Raw genomic sequence first — 17,195 nt, forward strand, 5'->3', positions numbered from 1 at the left:
GGCACGCCCACGCATCCAACGAACCGCGAGATCACTGATAGGGACGGAAGCGCGTGGACCTGTTCGAGTACCAGGCGAGGGACCTCTTCGCCAAGCACGATGTACCGGTGCTGGCCGGTGAAGTCATCGACACGCCTGAGGCGGCCCGCGCAGCCACCGAGCGCCTCGGTGGCAAGTCTGTCGTCAAGGCCCAGGTGAAGGTCGGCGGCCGTGGCAAGGCCGGTGGCGTGAAGCTCGCCGCCACCCCGGACGAGGCCGTCGCCCGCGCGACGGACATCCTCGGCATGGACATCAAGGGCCACACGGTCCACAAGGTGATGATCGCCGAGACCGCGCCCGAGATCGTCGAGGAGTACTACGTCTCGTTCCTCCTCGACCGCGCCAACCGCACCTTCCTCTCCATCGCCTCCGTCGAGGGCGGCGTGGAGATCGAGGAGGTGGCGGCCACCCGTCCGGAGGCCGTCGCCAAGACGCCGATCGACGCCAACGAGGGTGTGACCGAGGAGAAGGCCCGCGAGATCGTCGAGGCCGCCAAGTTCCCGGCCGAGGTCGCCGACAAGGTCGTGAACGTCCTGGTGAGGCTGTGGGACACCTTCATCAAGGAGGACGCTCTTCTCGTCGAGGTCAACCCGCTGGCCAAGGTCGCCTCCGGTGACGTCATCGCCCTCGACGGCAAGGTCTCCCTGGACGAGAACGCCGAGTTCCGTCAGCCGGAGCACGAGGCCCTCCACGACAAGGCCGCGGCCGACCCGCTCGAGGCCGCCGCCAAGGAGAAGAACCTCAACTACGTCAAGCTCGACGGCGAGGTCGGCATCATCGGCAACGGCGCGGGTCTCGTCATGAGCACCCTGGACGTCGTCGCGTACGCCGGTGAGAACCACGGCGGCGTCAAGCCCGCCAACTTCCTGGACATCGGCGGCGGCGCCTCCGCGCAGGTGATGGCCAACGGCCTGGAGATCATCCTGGGCGACCCGGACGTCAAGTCCGTCTTCGTCAACGTCTTCGGCGGCATCACCGCGTGCGACGAGGTCGCCAACGGCATCGTCCAGGCGCTGAAGCTCCTCGAGGACCGTGGCGAGAACGTCACCAAGCCGCTCGTCGTCCGCCTCGACGGCAACAACGCCGAGCTGGGTCGCAAGATCCTCACCGACGCCGCCCACCCGCTGGTGCAGCGCGTCGACACCATGGACGGCGCGGCCGACAAGGCCGCCGAGCTCGCGGCTGCGAAGTAAGGAAGAGGGACTCAGACAGCCATGGCTATCTTCCTCAACAAGGACTCCAAGGTCATCGTCCAGGGCATGACCGGCTCCACGGGCATGAAGCACACCAAGCTCATGCTCGGCGACGGCACCAACATCGTCGGTGGCGTGAACCCCCGCAAGGCCGGCACCTCCGTCGACTTCGACGGCACCGAGATCCCGGTCTTCGGCACCGTGGCCGAGGCGATGGAGAAGACGGGCGCGAACGTATCCGTCCTCTTCGTCCCGCCGGCCTTCTCCAAGGCCGCCGTCGTCGAGGCCATCGACGCCGAGATCCCGCTCGCGGTCGTCATCACCGAGGGCATCGCCGTCCACGACTCGGCCGCCTTCTACGCGTACGCGGTCAGCAAGGGCAACAAGACCCGGATCATCGGCCCCAACTGCCCGGGTCTGATCACCCCCGGACAGTCGAACGCCGGCATCATCCCGGGCGACATCACCAAGCCGGGCCGCATCGGCCTGGTCTCGAAGTCCGGCACGCTGACGTACCAGATGATGTACGAGCTGCGTGACATCGGCTTCTCCTCCGCCGTCGGCATCGGTGGCGACCCGGTCATCGGCACCACCCACATCGACGCGCTCGCCGCGTTCGAGGCCGACCCCGACACCGACCTGATCGTCATGATCGGTGAGATCGGCGGCGACGCCGAGGAGCGGGCCGCGGCCTTCATCAAGGAGAACGTGACCAAGCCGGTCGTCGGCTACGTCGCGGGCTTCACCGCGCCCGAGGGCAAGACCATGGGCCACGCCGGCGCCATCGTCTCCGGCTCCTCCGGCACGGCCGCCGCGAAGAAGGAGGCCCTCGAGGCCGCCGGCGTCAAGGTCGGCAAGACGCCGACCGAGACCGCCAAGCTGGCGCGCGCCATCCTGGCCGGCTGAACGGCCGGTTGAACGGCCGGTTGAACGGCCGGTTGAACGGTCGGCTGAACGGCCGGTTGAACGGCCGTCTTCAGGCTGCCTCTCGGCTTCCTCCCGGCCGCTTCCCGGCTGGACACGGACGGGCCCGCTCCCCGCGAGGGAGCGGGCCCGTCCGCGTCACCGGAACAGCGGCAGCAGCCGCTCCGGCCCGTGAGCGGCCGCCTGACGCAGTTTCGTGCGCAGGTGTGTCTCCTCCTCCGACAGCGGGCCGAGGGCCACCCGGGGCGGTACTCCCCGCACCTGTACGCCGGGGGGCACCGGGGGCTCGTAGTGCGTCGGGGCCGTGCGCAGGGTGAACGTCGTCATCCCGATCAGCGCCACCGTGGAGCCGATGGCGGCCCGTGTCCACAGGCGGGCCAGGCGCTCGCTGCCCGTGCGCACCCTTGGCGGCTCGGGCGCCTTCAGCCGCTGCGCCGTGGCCAGTTCGGCCAGCCGCCGGTGCAGCACGGACGGATCGGCCAGCTCCGGCAGCCGCCCGGCGATCACCTCGCGCGCGTGCAGCAGCCGGCCCGCCGCCGCCGGTGTGCTCGCCTCCGTCTCGGCCGCCGTCTCGGGCAGGTCGAGTCCGACACCGTCGTACAGCAGCAGTGTCCGCCGGTACGGCGGCGGCAGTCGCAGGAGCACGTCCATCAGCGCGCGGTCGTCCGCGTCCGGCGGGGGCGGCGCGGGGTGCCGGTGGCGCGGGCGGAAGCGGTGCCAGGGGGAGAGCGCGTATTCGTACGCCGCCGCCCGCACCCAGCCCGCGGGGTCCCGGTCGGCGGCCACCTCGGGCCAGCGCTGCCAGGCGAGCTGGAAGGCCCGCTCGACCGACTCCCGCGCCAGCTCGCGCCGCCCGGTGAGCAGGTACGCCTGCCGTACGAGAGCGGGGGCGCAGAGCGCATAGAGCGCGTCGAAGGCCTGAGCGGGTGTCAGGGGGACGGTGTCCGGAGTGGGTTGCGGCGGCACCGTCGGCCCCTTCTCCAGGCACACCGTCACTTTGGAGGTCTCCCGGGAGAGTTCGGCCAGCAGGGCGACGTAGGCCTCGCGCTTGCGGCCGCGCGGGGTGGTGCGGCCGCTCTCCCAGGCGTCCACGGTCCGGCCGGGGACGCCGAGTCGTGCGGCGAGCTGATCCCGCGTCAGCGAGCCTGCCTCACGCAGTCGTCGGCGTTCCGTGGGCGGGGGCAGCGGGCTCGCGGGGTTCGGCGTCACGGTGCGCCCTTCCGAACGAAAAAGAACATAAACATATATTGAGCGACACTTCGGAGGTTTGCCCGTTACGACGAGAAAGCGCGTGTCGTTGGGAGCATGGCGGTGTGATCCAGACAACCGTTCGCCGACCGTCGTTGTCGTCCCTGCTCGCCAGGCTGCGCGACCGTTCACCGGGACTGGCCGCCGGCCTCGTCGGCGGCGTCCTGGCCGCCGGGCTGGGCCTCGGGTCGTTCGCCGTGCTCGTGGTGGTGATGTGGATCAGTTCGCCGTATCCCGACAGCGGGCCGGGCGGCTCGCTGCATGTCGCCGCGGCGCTGTGGCTGCTGGCGCACGGCACCGAACTGATCCGCACCGAGACGCTCTCCGGAGTCCCCGCACCCGTGGGCGTCACTCCGCTGCTGCTGGTGGCACTGCCGGCGTGGCTGGTGCACCGGGCGGCGCGGGACGCGGTGGAGGGCGGCGAGGAGGGTGATCCGCTCGGCTCCGGCCGCGCGGCCTGGACGGGCGTCGTCCTCGGCTACCTCGGGGTCGGCCTGGCCGCCGCGCTGTACGCGTCGGGCGGCGCGCTGCGGCCGTCCTGGGAGTGGACCGTGGTGAGCCTGCCGGTGCTCGTCATGGGAGCGGCGGCGATGGGCGTGTGGACGGCGTACGGACGGGCGCTCGAGCCGGTCGGCGGCCTGCCCGGGCCGGTGGCGGGGCGCCCCGTGCTCACGCCGGACGGCCGTGCGCGCCTGGCCACGGCCGCGCGCGCCGCGGGCGCGGGCACGGCCGTGCTCGTCGGGGGCGGGGCGCTGCTGGTGGCCGCCTCCCTGGTGTGGCACGGCGAGGCGGCGCAGGGTGCGTTCCGGCAGCTCACGGAGGGCTGGTCGGGCCGGCTCGCCGTACTGCTGCTGTGCGTGGCCCTCGTGCCGAACGCGGCGGTGTGGGCAGCGGCGTACGCCCTAGGTCCGGGGTTCGTGCTGGGCACGGGGCACGTGGTGGGGCCGCTGTCCTCGGCGCCGGCTCCGACGCTGCCGCCGTTCCCGCTGCTGGCCGCGGTGCCGCGGGCCGGGACCGGAGCGTGGGCGGGTTGGGCGGCGGGAGCGGTGCCGCTGGCCGCCGCCCTGACCGTGGGCTGGTTCGTGGGCCGGGCCGAACCGTCCGGCGCCCGGCGCACCGCCGGAACTGCCGCACTGGCCGCGGTGCTGAGCGCGGGCGCCACGGCCCTGCTCACCGGACTGGCCGGCGGTCCGCTCGGCGTCGCGCGGCTGGCCCGGTTCGGGCCGGTGTGGTGGCAGACGGGGGCGGCGGCGCTGGCGTGGACGATGGCCGTGGCGGTCCCCGCGGCGCTGGCACGGTGGGCCTGGGGATGCCGTAGGCGCCGTCGGGCGGCCGAGAAGCGGAGCCGGACGAAGAAGACCGTGGAGCTGAGGGTCAGGGAATCGAGGACTGTGGACCCGACGAGTGCGGGGTCGAAGGCCGCGGGGTCGAGGAGCGGGGGGTCGAGGAGCCGGGGGTCTAGAAGCGTGGTCCCGCAGGGCACGGGTCCGCAGAGCCCGGAATCGGAGACCGCCGGATCGAAGACCGCTGGGTCGCCGAGTGCCGGATCGGAGACCGCTGGATCGGCGAGTGCCGGATCGAAGGCCGCCGGGGCGAAGAGTGCCGGGTCCGGCAGCGGAGCGCCGGAGTCGCAGGCGCCGGTACGGGGCGGACGGGTGCGGCGGACGATCACGTCGGTCGGGGCGTGGTTCGGGTTCCAGAAGGGTCCGGGCCCCGGGAGGCCGGCGACGGCGAGAGCAGCGGTGAAGCCGTCGTCCGTGCCCTATGACCAGGGGGATGTGTACGGCCCGCTGAGTGAGAAGGACGCGACGCCGTACGACTTCCTGCCCGCCGAACCTTTCCCCGCACCGCCCGCCCCCCGCCGCGACGACCTCAGTCGCGAGGCCCGCTGGGCGGAGCTGGAGGCGCGCTGGGCGGCGCTCAAGGAGGAGTCGGCCCTGTCCCGCACACCGGGGGCGGGAAGGCCGCCGAGGGCACCCGCCGGACCGGAGGGCCCGACCGCTCCGGGCGCTACGGAACCGACGGACCCGCCAGTCACACCGGAGCCGCCAGTCACACCGGACCCGCCAGTCACACCGGGCACTTCAGCCACACCGGGCACTTCAGCCACCCCGAACCCAACCGACCCAGCCGACCCAACCGACTGACCGACTCAACCGACCCCACCGACCAGCCGTGACGCCGATCGTCCTGCCCGTCCTTGCTGCCCTGCCCCCGTTGCCCGTTGCCCGTCAGCCGTTGGTGCCCAGCAGTCCCCGCAGCTCCTTCGGCAGCAGTTGGCTGCAGGACTGCTTCGCCTGGTGGGTGAGGGCGTTGTCGGTGCAGGAGTAGTAGTCGCTGTAGACCAGCTGGGCCGTGAAGGTCGCGGCGACCAGGGCGAGGGCAAGCGAGGCCGTCACCAGGCCGGTCACCGCAGCCGTCGTCGTCTGCGGACGGCCCGCGGCCGGGTCGTGCGAGGACTCCCGGGCGCCGGGCTTGGCGCGCAGCGCGCTCACGCCCCAGTACAGGGCGAGGGCACCGAGCAGCAGGGCCACGTAAGGCCAGCTGAACAGGACGAAGAAGAAGGCCCACATGCCGCACAGCAGCGCGTAGCGCGCGCGGCGCTGGGCGGGGTCCGACGGGTCCCAGCGCATGCCCTGGCCCGGGCCGCCGTTGCCCTTCTGGTTCTCGGGGCCGGGCGGCGGGCCTCCCGGCCTCTCCCCGAAGCCGCCGGGGGAGCGGCCCGGCTGCCGGTCGCTCCACTGGCTGCCCCACGGGGAGCCGTCGTCGCCGCCGGATCCGCCGTCGGCCGGGCGGCGCGGCCGCCACGGTTGGTCGGGTGTGCCCTCGGGCGGAGGCGCGAACGGGTTGTCCTCGCTCTGCCCGCCGCTCTTCTCCCTGTTCTCCCCGATTTCCCTGCTCTCCCCGTTCTCTCCCTTCCTCTCGGTTTCCCGCTTCTTGTCCCTCTTCTCGCCGTCCTGGCTGTCCTTGCGGTCGGAGGGGGCGTCGGGCGGAGAGGCGGGGCGCTCCCGCAGCAGCACGCCGCGGCGCTCCCCTCCCTGCACGTGCTGCGGAGGGAGCGTGAGGAGTCGCAGGCGACGGTCCGGCATCAAGTGAGCGTCTTCCCCTTGGTCTACGGCGTTGATCAGGCCTTCTACGGCGGGTCTCGCGTGGGCCTTTCCTGAGAGAACGCACCGCACGACGACCGCGTTCCCGACAGAGCCCTCCCAGACGCTACCTTCCGGCCACGCCCCCGTCCCGTGGGGGCCGTCCGGAGTGCCGGTATCGTTGCTGACGTTCGGCCGCTTCGTAGACTTCCCCGTATCCAGGGGCTCGAAGCATTCGTACGACCGTACAAAACGATCCTTCGAGAAAGGGCCCCACCCGTGGCCGCCAAGCCCGTGGTCAAGCGCCTCGTCGTGCTGGTCTCCGGATCCGGTACCAACCTGCAGGCGCTCCTCGACGAGATCGGGGCCGTCGGCGCCGAGGCCTACGGCGCCGAGATCGTGGCCGTCGGCGCGGACCGTGAGGGCATCGAGGGGCTCGCGCGTGCGGAGCGCGCGGGGCTGCCGGGCTTCGTCTGCCGGGTCAGGGACTTCGGCAGCCGCGAGGAGTGGGACGCGCGTCTCGCCGAGGCCGTCGCCGCGTACGAGCCCGATCTCGTGGTCTCCGCCGGATTCATGAAGATCGTGGGGAAGGAGTTCCTCGCGCGCTTCGGCGGGCGGTTCGTGAACACCCACCCCGCCCTGCTGCCCAGTTTTCCCGGAGCCCACGGTGTGCGTGACGCGCTCGCGTACGGCGCCAAGGTCACCGGCTGCACCGTCCACTTCGTCGACGACGGCGTCGACACCGGGCCGATCATCGCGCAGGGCGTGGTGGAGGTCCGGGACGAGGACGACGAGAGCGCTCTGCACGAGCGCATCAAGGAAGTCGAGCGAAGGCTGCTCGTCGATGTCGTGGGGCGGCTCGCCCGCAACGGCTATCGCATTGAGGGACGAAAGGTAGTTATCCAGTGACCGCCGAGAGCAACAAGCGGCCCCTTCGCAGGGCGCTCGTCAGCGTCTACGACAAGACCGGCCTGGAAGAGCTCGCCCGCGGGCTGCACGAGGCCGGCGTGGAACTCGTCTCCACCGGCTCCACCGCCGCGAGGATCGCCGCCGCCGGCGTCCCGGTCACCAAGGTCGAGGAGCTCACCGGCTTCCCCGAGTGCCTGGACGGCCGGGTCAAGACCCTGCACCCCAAGGTGCACGCGGGCATCCTCGCCGACCTGCGTCTCGACAGCCACCGGCAGCAGCTGGCCGAGCTGGGCGTCGAGCCGTTCGACCTCGTCGTCGTCAACCTGTACCCGTTCCGCGAGACGGTCGCCTCCGGCGCCTCGCCCGACGAGTGCGTCGAGCAGATCGACATCGGCGGCCCGTCGATGGTCCGCGCCGCCGCCAAGAACCACCCGTCGGTCGCGGTCGTCACCAGCCCGGCCCGGTACGCCGACGTCCTCGCGGCCGTCCGCGAGGGCGGTTTCGACCTCGCCACCCGCAAGCGGCTGGCCGCGGAGGCCTTCCAGCACACGGCCGCGTACGACGTGGCGGTGGCGAGCTGGTTCGCGGGCTCCTACGCGCCCGTGGACGACTCGCCGTTGCCCGACTTCCTCGGCGCCACCTGGGAGCGCGCGCACACCCTGCGCTACGGCGAGAACCCGCACCAGCCCGCCGCCCTCTACGTCTCCGGCACCGGCGGCCTCGCGCAGGCCGAGCAGCTGCACGGCAAGGAGATGTCGTACAACAACTACACGGACACGGACGCCGCTCGCCGTGCCGCCTACGACCACGACGAGCCCTGCGTCGCGATCATCAAGCACGCCAACCCCTGCGGTATCGCGATCGGTTCGGACGTCGCCGAGGCGCACCGCAAGGCGCACGCCTGTGACCCGCTGTCGGCGTTCGGCGGCGTCATCGCCGTCAACCGTCCGGTGAGCAAGGCGATGGCCGAGCAGGTCGCCGAGATCTTCACCGAGGTCATCGTCGCGCCGGACTACGAGGACGGCGCGCTGGAGGCACTCGCCAAGAAGAAGAACATCCGGGTGCTGAGGGCGCCGGGCGCTCCCGACAATCCGGTCGAGGTCAAGCCCGTCGACGGCGGCGCCCTCCTGCAGGTCACCGACCGCCTCCAGGCCGAGGGCGACGACCCGGCCAACTGGACGCTGGCGACCGGTGAGGCGCTCGGCGCGGACGAGCTCGCGCAGCTCGCCTTCGCCTGGCGGGCCTGCCGCGCCGTCAAGTCCAACGCGATCCTCCTGACCAAGGACGGCGCCTCGGTCGGCGTCGGAATGGGCCAGGTCAACCGCGTCGACTCCGCGAAGCTCGCCGTCGAGCGCGCCGGCGCCGAGCGCGCCCGGGGCTCGTACGCCGCCTCCGACGCCTACTTCCCCTTCCCCGACGGCCTGGAGATCCTCGCCGGCGCCGGGGTGCGGGCCGTGGTCCAGCCGGGCGGCTCGGTCCGCGACGAACTGTCCGTGGAGGCCGCGAAGAAGGCGGGCGTCACGATGTACTTCACAGGGACGCGGCACTTCTTCCACTGACCCGCTGACCTGGTCTTCCAGTGACCCGCTGACCTGGTCTTGCACTGACCGGCTGACCGGCTGACCGGCTGACCCGCTCTTCCGCCGACACGCGCGCGGGCCGTGTCCCCCTCGTACGGGTGGGACACGGCCCGGGGCGGTTCGTCCGCGCGAACCGGTCGGTGTCGCGCGGGTGACGGTGTCGCGGTGATCAGTAGCGCGGGCGGTTGAACCAGGCGGCGCCGTTGGCGTTGCCCACGAACACGGCGACCAGGATGGCCAGCACCGTGTGGATGAGGCCCACGACGATGAACGGGTAGATGCCGAGGATCGCGGTGATGATGGCGAAGACCAGGGTGGTGATCCGGACGCCGTTGCCGCCGGTGTTGAACTTCACCGCCAGCACGATCGCGAACACCGCCCAGGCCAGGGCGAACACCGCGAATCCCCACAGCATGCCGGACGAGTAGTCGGCGAGCTGCTGGAAGGCGGCGTCGTTCTTGAGCTGGTCGTCGTTCTTGGCGGCGTGCACGCTCGCCGCACCGAAGGCGAACAGGGCCACGCCGAGGACCTGCAGGCCGACGATGACCCACAGCATCACGCGGGCCGCGCTCACCGTGCCCGGCATCGACGTCATCACGGGGCCGCCGCCGTAGGGGCCCACCGGGGGAGCCGCCGGGTAGCCGTAGCCCGGCGCCTGCTGCTGCGGGTAGCCGTAGCCCTGCTGCTGGCCCTGCGGGGGGCCGTAGGGATTGTTCGGGTCGCCGAAACTCATGGCGGGTTTTCCTCCGTCGGGTCCAAGTGCGGGGACGACGCGCGGCTCCGTACGGAGGAAAGTCTCGTAGTGCGCTCGATCCCCCCGATGAGCTGCCCGCGGCACTATCGGGCCATCGTTCTTTACTGCTGACTTACTTGTCCAGCCGGATGCCGTATGTGTTGTGCAAGTGCAACCTCGTCGATCTTGGGCGGATGCTCTTGGCCGGATATCGACGGGGGCCCGGATGTCGACGGGGGCCCGGATGCCGACGGGAGGGCGACGGGGCGGTGGGCGGGACCCGGATTGGAACCGGGGGGCGGTCATCCGCGAGGATGGGGGCATGACCGCCCAGATTCTCGATGGCAAGGCCACCGCAGCCGCGATCAAGTCCGATCTGACCGCCCGCGTGGCGGCGCTGAAGGAGAAGGGCGTCACGCCCGGCCTCGGCACGATCCTCGTCGGGGACGACCCCGGCAGCCAGAAGTACGTCGCCGGCAAGCACCGCGACTGCGCCCAGGTCGGCATCGCCTCCATCCAGCGCGAACTGCCGGGCACGGCCACGCAGGAGGAGATCGAGGCGGTCGTACGCGAGCTGAACGAGGACCCGGCGTGCACCGGTTACATCGTCCAGCTGCCGCTGCCGAAGGGCATCGACGAGAACCGCGTCCTGGAACTGATGGACCCGGACAAGGACGCCGACGGCCTGCACCCGATGAACCTCGGCCGGCTGGTCCTGAACGAGCCGGCCCCGCTGCCCTGCACCCCCAACGGCGTGCTCACGCTCCTGCGCCGCTACGGCGTCGAGATCAAGGGCGCCGAGGTCGTGGTCGTCGGCCGCGGCGTCACCATCGGCCGCCCGATGCCGCTGCTGCTGACCCGCCGCAGCGAGAACGCGACCGTGACCCAGTGCCACACCGGCACCCGCGACCTCTCGTCGCACCTCAAGCGCGCGGACATCATCGTCGCGGCCGCCGGTTCGGCCCATCTGGTCCGGCCCGAGGACGTCAAGCCGGGCGCGGCCGTCCTCGACGTCGGCGTCTCGCGCAGCGCCGAGGGCAAGATCGTGGGCGACGTCCACCCGGGCGTCGCCGAGGTCGCCGGCTGGATCTCGCCGAACCCCGGCGGTGTCGGGCCGATGACCCGCGCGCAACTGCTCGTCAACGTGGTCGAGGCGGCGGAGCGCAGTGCCGGCTGAGGCGAAGGGCCCCCAGGAGCAGGCGGAGGAGACCGTGCGGGACGCGATCAGCGCGCCCGACGCGACGGGCCGTCCGCGCCGTACGACACGCCGCTTCCCGCTGTTCACGAGGGACACCGCGCGTCCCGAGGGCGGCGGCCGGGCGGCGCCCCCGGACGCCCCCGCGCCCGCCCGGCAGTGGCCCATCCTCGCCGTCTGCGGAGCGGTCGGCCTCGGCCTGCTGCTGACGGCGCTCGACGCCTTCCGCTACGGCTGCCTGCTGATCGGCCTCGCCCTGGTCGCCGGGGCCCTGCTGCGCTGGATCCTGCCCGACGTGGGCATGCTCGCCGTGCGCTCCCGGTTCACGGACATCGTCACCTACGGCCTGCTGGGCCTGGCGATCGTGCTGCTGGCGCTGATGGTGCAGCCGAACCCGTGGCTGCAGATCCCGTTCCTGAAGGACACGCTGCACGCCACCGTCAGCAGCGGCTGACCCCGGCACACGACGGTACCGGCCCGTCCTCTCCCCCGAGCAAGGACGGACCGGCGCCGGGATCCACCTTCCTGCACGGAGAACCGCCTGTTCAACGGCTGTCAGAGCGCTGTGGCACGGAGGTGACCGTTCCGCAACGCGGGAACCATCGGCGGGCCGGCGTCGTCACCTGCTCAGACCGGGCACTTGCGGGCGACGCCGTGGAGGTGGGCGATGGGCGGCTGGCAGCCGCTGCCGGACGATCTGCCGCCGGAGGTGCGGCACTTCGTGGACCAACTGCGGCTCCTGAAGGACCGTACGGGGCTCAGCCTCGTGGCGCTCGGCGCCCGCACGGCCTACAGCAAGTCCTCGTGGCACCGCTACCTCAACGGCACCCAGCCGCCGCCCCGGCAGGCCGTCGCCGCCCTGTGCCGTATCGCGGGCCTGGCCGAGACGGAGGCCGAACGCTGCGTCGTGCGCTGGGAACTGGCCGTCCAGGCCTGGCCGCGCCCGCCGAAACCGGCCGGTGAGCAGGGCGCGCCCGGCTACGAGGACGACCCCACCCTGCCCTGGTGGGACACCCCCGAGGAGGACGGCGGCGGCAGGCCCGGCCGGCCGTTGCTGCTCTACGCCGTACTGCTGCTGGTCCTTCTTCTTCTGCTCCTCCTCGTCGGCGCCGTCGCCCTCGGATGAGCCGTGCGCCCGGGCGCCGGCGGCACACTGGACCGCTGCCGGGTCGGCGTGCGACGGTGCTGCCGAGCGGCTCGAACGCTCCCGTGCGCCCCCATCCCGGGAACTGAGATCCTTGTCGGACGCATCCCTGTGGGTAGCCAGAACGGGCACCACGCACGGGGGAGTCGCGAGGTAGACCAGCACCAACCGGGGGGAAGAGGGGGAAGCGATGCCTCGTTGGAGGGCCTTGCCCGACGAACTCGATCCGCAGGTCAGGGAGTTCGCGAGCCAGCTGCGGCGGCTCGTGGACCGCAGCGGCCTGAGTGTCGCGTCGGTGGCCGACCGTACGGGCTACAGCAAGACGTCCTGGGAGCGTTATCTGAACGGCCGGCTGCTCGCGCCCAAGGGGGCGATCGTGGCGCTGGCCGAGGTGACCGGCACCAACCCGGTGCACCTGACGACCATGTGGGAGCTCGCCGAACGCGCCTGGAGCCGTTCGGAGATGCGCCACGACATGACCATGGAGGCCATCCGCATATCCCAGGCGCGGGCCGCGCTCAGTGAGTTCGGGGCGCCGCCGGCCGACACCAAGGGCGGCAAGGCGGCCCGCGGGTCCGGTCCCGCGACGGCGGTGCCGGGCGTCGCGGGACCGGCGGGAGTGGCCCCGTCGGTGCCGTCGGCGCCATCGGTCCCCGTCCAGCCGACGGCACCCGAGGCCGACGACGCCGGTGACGCCCGTGACGCCGGTGACCCTGGGGGTTCCTCCTCGCAGGCGGGCTCGTCCGGCGCCAACTCGTGGCGGCTGGCCGGTTACCGGGGGCCGTCGCCGGCCGGTGGCCGGCCGCCGGGGGCCGCCACGCCGGCGGCCGGCGCCGAGGGTTCCGCCTGGACGCCGACGACGCCCAGCCCGTTCGCCGAGCCGCAGGGGACCCCGCCGCCGGTCGGGGACCCCTCCTCCGGGGGAGGCAGGCGCCGGCTGACCATGTTCCTCGCGGGGGTCGTCGGGGTGCTGGTCGTGATCGCGGCCGTCTTCTTCCTCACCGACAACGGCGGGGGCAAGAAGAACGAGGGCGGCGGCAAGCCGTCCCCGTCCGCCGGCACCCCCACCTCCCTGCCGCCCGGGGTGAAGTGCGCGGGCGCCTCCTGCACCGGCAAGGACGCGGAGGCCATGGGCTGCACCAAGGACACCACCGCGGTGACCACCGCCAAGACCGTGGTGGTCGGCACCACCACGCTCGAGGTGCGCTACAGCAGGACCTGCGGTGCGGCGTGGGGCCGTATCACCCAGGCCGCGCAGGGTGATTCGGTGCAGGTGACGGCGGGCGCCGCCCGGCAGAACGACAGCATCACCACGGCCGGGGACACCATCGCCTACACCCCGATGGTCGCCGTGAAGGACGCGGGCGAGGCGAAGGCGTGCGCCACGCTGGCGTCGGGTCGGAAGGGGTGCACCCGGTAGCGGGACGGAGGAGGCGGCCGCCCGTCCGGGAGAGGAGGGACTGCGACGGCCGCCGATGGGGGGACCGACGGCGCCGGCTCCCGTGGGGGTACCGTTCGCGTGCCCTGGACGCAGGCACCTATTCCTGCCGCGCGGGAATTCCTCACGGCGCTCGCGCGCTGTGGGACGGGCCACAGGGGGCCGCGCGTCCGGGATCCCGGATGCGCGATAGCCTGGCCGGTGGATCTCTCTTGACACCAAGAGATCGATCATTTGTACGTCCGTCCGCACCCCAGGGCGAGGACGCCCACCGCCAGCTGTCATACGGAGAACGCCATGACCCGCACTCCCGTGAACGTCACCGTCACCGGCGCGGCCGGCCAGATCGGTTACGCCCTCCTCTTCCGCATCGCCTCCGGCCAGCTGCTCGGCGCGGACGTGCCGGTCAAGCTGCGCCTGCTGGAGATCACGCCGGCGCTGAAGGCCGCCGAGGGCACCGCCATGGAGCTGGACGACTGCGCCTTCCCGCTGCTGCGCGACATCACCATCACGGACGACCCGAACGTGGCCTTCGACGGGACCAACGTGGCGCTGCTGGTGGGTGCCCGGCCCCGCACGAAGGGCATGGAGCGGGGCGACCTGCTGGAGGCCAACGGCGGCATCTTCAAGCCGCAGGGCAAGGCCATCAACGACCACGCCGCGGACGACATCAAGGTCCTCGTCGTCGGCAACCCGGCCAACACCAACGCCCTGATCGCCCAGGCCGCCGCCCCGGACGTACCGGCCGAGCGCTTCACCGCCATGACCCGCCTCGACCACAACCGCGCGCTGACCCAGCTCGCGAAGAAGACGGGTTCCACGGTCGCCGACATCAAGCGCCTGACCATCTGGGGCAACCACTCCGCCACCCAGTACCCGGACATCTTCCACGCCACCATCGCCGGCAAGAACGCCGCCGAGGTCGTGAACGACGAGAAGTGGCTGGCCGAGGACTTCATCCCGACCGTCGCCAAGCGCGGCGCCGCGATCATCGAGGCCCGTGGCGCGTCCTCCGCGGCCTCCGCCGCCAACGCCGCCATCGACCACGTGCACACCTGGGTCAACGGCACCGCGGACGGCGACTGGGTCTCCATGGGCATCCCGTCGGACGGTTCCTACGGTGTCGCGGAGGGCCTGATCTCCTCCTTCCCGGTCACCGTCAAGGACGGCACCTACGAGATCGTCCAGGGCCTGGACATCAACGAGTTCTCCCGCGCCCGTATCGACGCCTCCGTCAAGGAACTGGCGGAGGAGCGCGAGGCGGTCCGCTCCCTCGGCCTCATCTGAGCCCTTCACGGTTTCGTCACGAGCCCGCACGGGCCCCGTTCCTGTTGCCTCAGGAACGGGGCCCGTGGCCGTTTTCGCCGCTACCGTCTGAGAGCGACACCCAATGGGGTGATTCGGGGGGTGTGTCATGAGCGAACGGGACGGCTACGACGAGGGCCACCACTCCGGTCACGGTCACGGACCGGAGCGCGAACCCAGCGAGGAGAGAGGCCAGGCGGCCTGGGCCGCCGGACAGCCGGGCAGCGCGCCGCCCTGGGCGTCGGCCGAGACGCAGGCCGGGCAGAGCCCGCCGCCGTGGGCGTCCGCCGAGACCCGTACGGGCGGCCCGGTGCCGTCGGCCTGGCCGCCCCCGCCGCCGCCACCTCCGCTTCCGGGCCCCGGCCCGGTGCCGGCGACGACCGTGCCGGCCCCGGCGGTCGCGCCCGCCCCGCGCCACGGCGCCCGCAACGTGCTGCTCGCCCTGGTCGTGGTGGCCGTCCTCGGCGCGGGCACCGGAGCGGGCGTCTGGTACGCCGTCCGCGACCGGTCGGCCGGCGCCGCCCCAGACACCGGCGTCGGCGTCACGGTCACCGGCACGCCGTCGCAAAACCCGGCGCCGACGCAGACCCCCGCGGCCACCGGCACCCCGCCGGCCGCACCGCTCGCCTCCCCGCCGCCGTCGCTGCCGTCCTCGCCGTCGGCCGGCTACCGCCGCGCGCAGGACCCCGTCGGCTACTCGCTCGACGTCCCCGACGGCTGGACCCGCCGCCAGACGCAGGGCAAGCTGGCGCCCGTCGTCTACTACGACGAGGCCACCGACGGCCGCCAGCTGCAGATCTTCCAGGTCACCGAGGACACGCCCTACCAGTCCCTGACGCTGGCCGAGACCGACCCCGGCTTCGGCTTCGCCAAGCAGCGCGGCTACCAGCCCCTCGGCCGCGACCGCGGCGACACCTGGGCCGAACTGACCTACCGCTACGACGACCGGGACAAGGGCGCCCGTCAGGTCATCGACCACCGCTTCCAGGCCGCCGACGGCACGCTGTACGCCATCCGCTCCAGCGGCCCCGCCGGCCTCGACCCGGAACAGGTGCGGGAGCCGCTCGCGGCGGCGGTGCGCTCCTTCTGCCCGACGGGTGCGCAGTGCTCGTAGGCGCGAAGCGGGAACGGAGCCACGGCGGCCGCGGGCAGAGCCCCGCCGCAGCGCCGGGCGGACCCGCCCGCTGACCCCTGCGGCCGGGCCCGGCCCGCGGATCCCGGCGGCGGATCCCGGGCGGCGGAACCCGCCTCCCGGACGCCGGGACGCGTCAGCCGCCGGCCGGGCGGACCCGCCCGCTGACCCCTGCGGCTGGGCCCGGCCCGCGGATCCCGGGCGGCGGAACCCGCCTCCCGGACGCCGGGACGCGTCAGCCGCCGGCCGGGAGGCGCTTCTCGAACCAGTGGTCGGCGTAGACGTGGTCGACGTAGGGCGGGATCTCGGTGTAGCCGGACGCCCGGTACATGGCCTGCGCCTCGGTGAGCGCGCGGTGCGTGTCGAGCCGTACGACGGTGAGCCCGCGCGAAGCGGCCGCGTCCTCCAGCGCGGCGAGGATGCGGCGGGCGAGGCCCAGCCGCCGGGCCGCGGGGTGCACCCACACGTGCCGGATCTCGCCGACGCCCGGCTCCAGCCGGCGCAGCGCCCCGCAGCCCACCGGGCGGCCCTCCTCGTAGGCGACGAAGAACGCGCCCGCGGTGCCGGACACCTCCTCCGGCGCCACCAGGTCGCGGCGGTCGAAGCCCTCCGGGAAGCGCGTGTGGATGTCGGCGGCGTAGGCCTCCAGGCAGGCGCGGGCGTCCGGGGCGGCGCCGTCGACGGGCTCGACGGTGATGGCGGCCAGCCGCAGCAGTCGCTGCGAGGTGGCCATCGCCTCGATCAGCTGTTCGCGCCGGTCCGCGTCGAGGGCGTCGAGCAGGCCCGCCGCGAGCGCGTCGGCCCGGCGGTTCTGCTCCTCCACCTCGGCACGGCCCGCCGGGGTCAGCTCGATCATCCGCAGCCTGCTGTCCCCGGGGTGCACGCTCAGCCTGACCATGCCCTGTGCCCGCAGCGCCTTGGTCATGCGGCTCAGATAGCCGGCGTCCAGACCGAGGCGGCTCCTGAGCTCGCGCAGCGGGACCCCCTCCCCGATCTCGAACAGCAGCCGCGCCTCGCCGAGCGGGCGGTCCTGGCCGAGGTAGTGGTCGTCGAGGACCCCGATACGGCGCGTGAAGTAACGGTTGAACCGGCGGAGGGCCGCCACCTGCTCCGTGGACACTGGCTCCATAATCCTTTGACTTTAGTCAAAGGAATCTCGGCCGTCCATGGGTGGACGGCCGGGAGACGGCCGGCAGCGGCACGGCGGTCTCAGTGACACGGCGCACTTTGCGCGACCGACGCGCATGTATCCGGGGGCGGAGGGCAGGC

15 protein-coding genes are annotated in these 17,195 nt (G+C 72.8%); 11 read left to right on the top strand and 4 right to left on the bottom strand.

Annotated elements, in window-relative coordinates; all coding sequences use genetic code 11:
* Positions 1–53: 53 nt before the first annotated feature.
* Both sucC and sucD read left to right on the top strand, forming a co-directional pair.
* Positions 54–1,232 carry an ADP-forming succinate--CoA ligase subunit beta gene (gene sucC, locus ACJ9NR_RS24330; RefSeq protein WP_412493036.1) on the top strand — a complete coding sequence of 393 codons (1,179 nt, stop codon included), beginning with the start codon at positions 54–56 and terminating at the stop codon, positions 1,230–1,232.
* Positions 1,233–1,253: 21 nt separating this feature from the next.
* Positions 1,254–2,138, top strand: a complete 885-nt coding sequence (gene sucD / locus ACJ9NR_RS24335) for a succinate--CoA ligase subunit alpha (protein ID WP_412493037.1) — start codon at positions 1,254–1,256, stop codon at positions 2,136–2,138.
* A gap of 156 nt (positions 2,139–2,294) precedes the next feature.
* Here sucD and ACJ9NR_RS24340 read toward each other — a convergent pair whose 3' ends face one another.
* A complete protein-coding gene (locus ACJ9NR_RS24340) occupies positions 2,295–3,365 on the bottom strand; it encodes a helix-turn-helix domain-containing protein (protein WP_412493038.1) in 1,071 nt (356 codons plus the stop codon).
* A gap of 104 nt (positions 3,366–3,469) precedes the next feature.
* Here ACJ9NR_RS24340 and ACJ9NR_RS24345 point away from each other — a divergent pair, with 104 nt between their 5' ends.
* On the top strand, positions 3,470–5,551 hold the full coding sequence (locus ACJ9NR_RS24345) for a cell division protein PerM (protein WP_412493040.1): 2,082 nt from the start codon (positions 3,470–3,472) through the stop codon (positions 5,549–5,551).
* A gap of 84 nt (positions 5,552–5,635) precedes the next feature.
* On the opposite strand, the gene ACJ9NR_RS24350 is transcribed toward ACJ9NR_RS24345, so the two are convergent.
* Positions 5,636–6,493 carry a hypothetical protein gene (locus ACJ9NR_RS24350; protein ID WP_412493041.1) on the bottom strand — a complete coding sequence of 286 codons (858 nt, stop codon included), beginning with the start codon at positions 6,491–6,493 and terminating at the stop codon, positions 5,636–5,638.
* A 276-nt stretch (positions 6,494–6,769) separates the two neighbouring features.
* On the opposite strand from ACJ9NR_RS24350, the gene purN reads away from it, so the two are divergent.
* Complete coding sequence (gene purN / locus ACJ9NR_RS24355; RefSeq protein ID WP_412493042.1) at positions 6,770–7,399, top strand: phosphoribosylglycinamide formyltransferase; 630 nt, start codon at positions 6,770–6,772, stop codon at positions 7,397–7,399.
* Entirely contained in the window at positions 7,396–8,958 is a 1,563-nt protein-coding gene (gene purH, locus ACJ9NR_RS24360) for a bifunctional phosphoribosylaminoimidazolecarboxamide formyltransferase/IMP cyclohydrolase (protein WP_412493043.1), read from the top strand. The genes purN and purH overlap by 4 nt, the downstream gene beginning before the upstream one ends.
* Before the next feature lie 190 nt (positions 8,959–9,148).
* Here the strand turns inward: purH and ACJ9NR_RS24365 are convergent, their stop codons facing one another.
* Positions 9,149–9,712 carry a hypothetical protein gene (locus ACJ9NR_RS24365; protein WP_412493044.1) on the bottom strand — a complete coding sequence of 188 codons (564 nt, stop codon included), beginning with the start codon at positions 9,710–9,712 and terminating at the stop codon, positions 9,149–9,151.
* Positions 9,713–10,034: 322 nt separating this feature from the next.
* Here ACJ9NR_RS24365 and ACJ9NR_RS24370 point away from each other — a divergent pair, with 322 nt between their 5' ends.
* From ACJ9NR_RS24370 to ACJ9NR_RS24395, 6 genes are all read left to right on the top strand, one after another.
* A complete protein-coding gene (locus ACJ9NR_RS24370) occupies positions 10,035–10,889 on the top strand; it encodes a bifunctional methylenetetrahydrofolate dehydrogenase/methenyltetrahydrofolate cyclohydrolase (RefSeq protein WP_412493045.1) in 855 nt (284 codons plus the stop codon).
* Positions 10,879–11,361, top strand: coding sequence for a DUF3017 domain-containing protein (locus tag ACJ9NR_RS24375; protein WP_412493046.1), 483 nt, complete (start codon positions 10,879–10,881; stop codon positions 11,359–11,361). Before ACJ9NR_RS24370 ends, ACJ9NR_RS24375 begins: the two co-directional genes overlap by 11 nt.
* 213 nt (positions 11,362–11,574) lie before the next feature.
* Positions 11,575–12,033 (top strand): helix-turn-helix domain-containing protein, encoded by a 459-nt coding sequence (locus ACJ9NR_RS24380; RefSeq protein WP_412493047.1) that lies wholly within the window; start codon positions 11,575–11,577, stop codon positions 12,031–12,033.
* A gap of 226 nt (positions 12,034–12,259) precedes the next feature.
* Positions 12,260–13,471 carry a helix-turn-helix domain-containing protein gene (locus tag ACJ9NR_RS24385; protein WP_412493048.1) on the top strand — a complete coding sequence of 404 codons (1,212 nt, stop codon included), beginning with the start codon at positions 12,260–12,262 and terminating at the stop codon, positions 13,469–13,471.
* Positions 13,472–13,786: 315 nt separating this feature from the next.
* Positions 13,787–14,776 (top strand): malate dehydrogenase, encoded by a 990-nt coding sequence (locus tag ACJ9NR_RS24390; protein WP_412493049.1) that lies wholly within the window; start codon positions 13,787–13,789, stop codon positions 14,774–14,776.
* 127 nt (positions 14,777–14,903) lie between these two features.
* Positions 14,904–15,908: a serine/threonine kinase C-terminal domain-containing protein gene (locus ACJ9NR_RS24395; RefSeq protein WP_412493050.1), complete on the top strand. Its 1,005-nt coding sequence runs from the start codon at positions 14,904–14,906 to the stop codon at positions 15,906–15,908.
* A 253-nt stretch (positions 15,909–16,161) separates the two neighbouring features.
* Here ACJ9NR_RS24395 and ACJ9NR_RS24400 read toward each other — a convergent pair whose 3' ends face one another.
* Positions 16,162–17,055 (bottom strand): GNAT family N-acetyltransferase, encoded by an 894-nt coding sequence (locus ACJ9NR_RS24400; protein ID WP_412493051.1) that lies wholly within the window; start codon positions 17,053–17,055, stop codon positions 16,162–16,164.
* Positions 17,056–17,195: the final 140 nt, after the last annotated feature.

Origin of the sequence: Streptomyces sediminimaris (assembly GCF_047049295.1) — a bacterium.
Classification (GTDB): domain Bacteria; phylum Actinomycetota; class Actinomycetes; order Streptomycetales; family Streptomycetaceae; genus Streptomyces; species Streptomyces sediminimaris.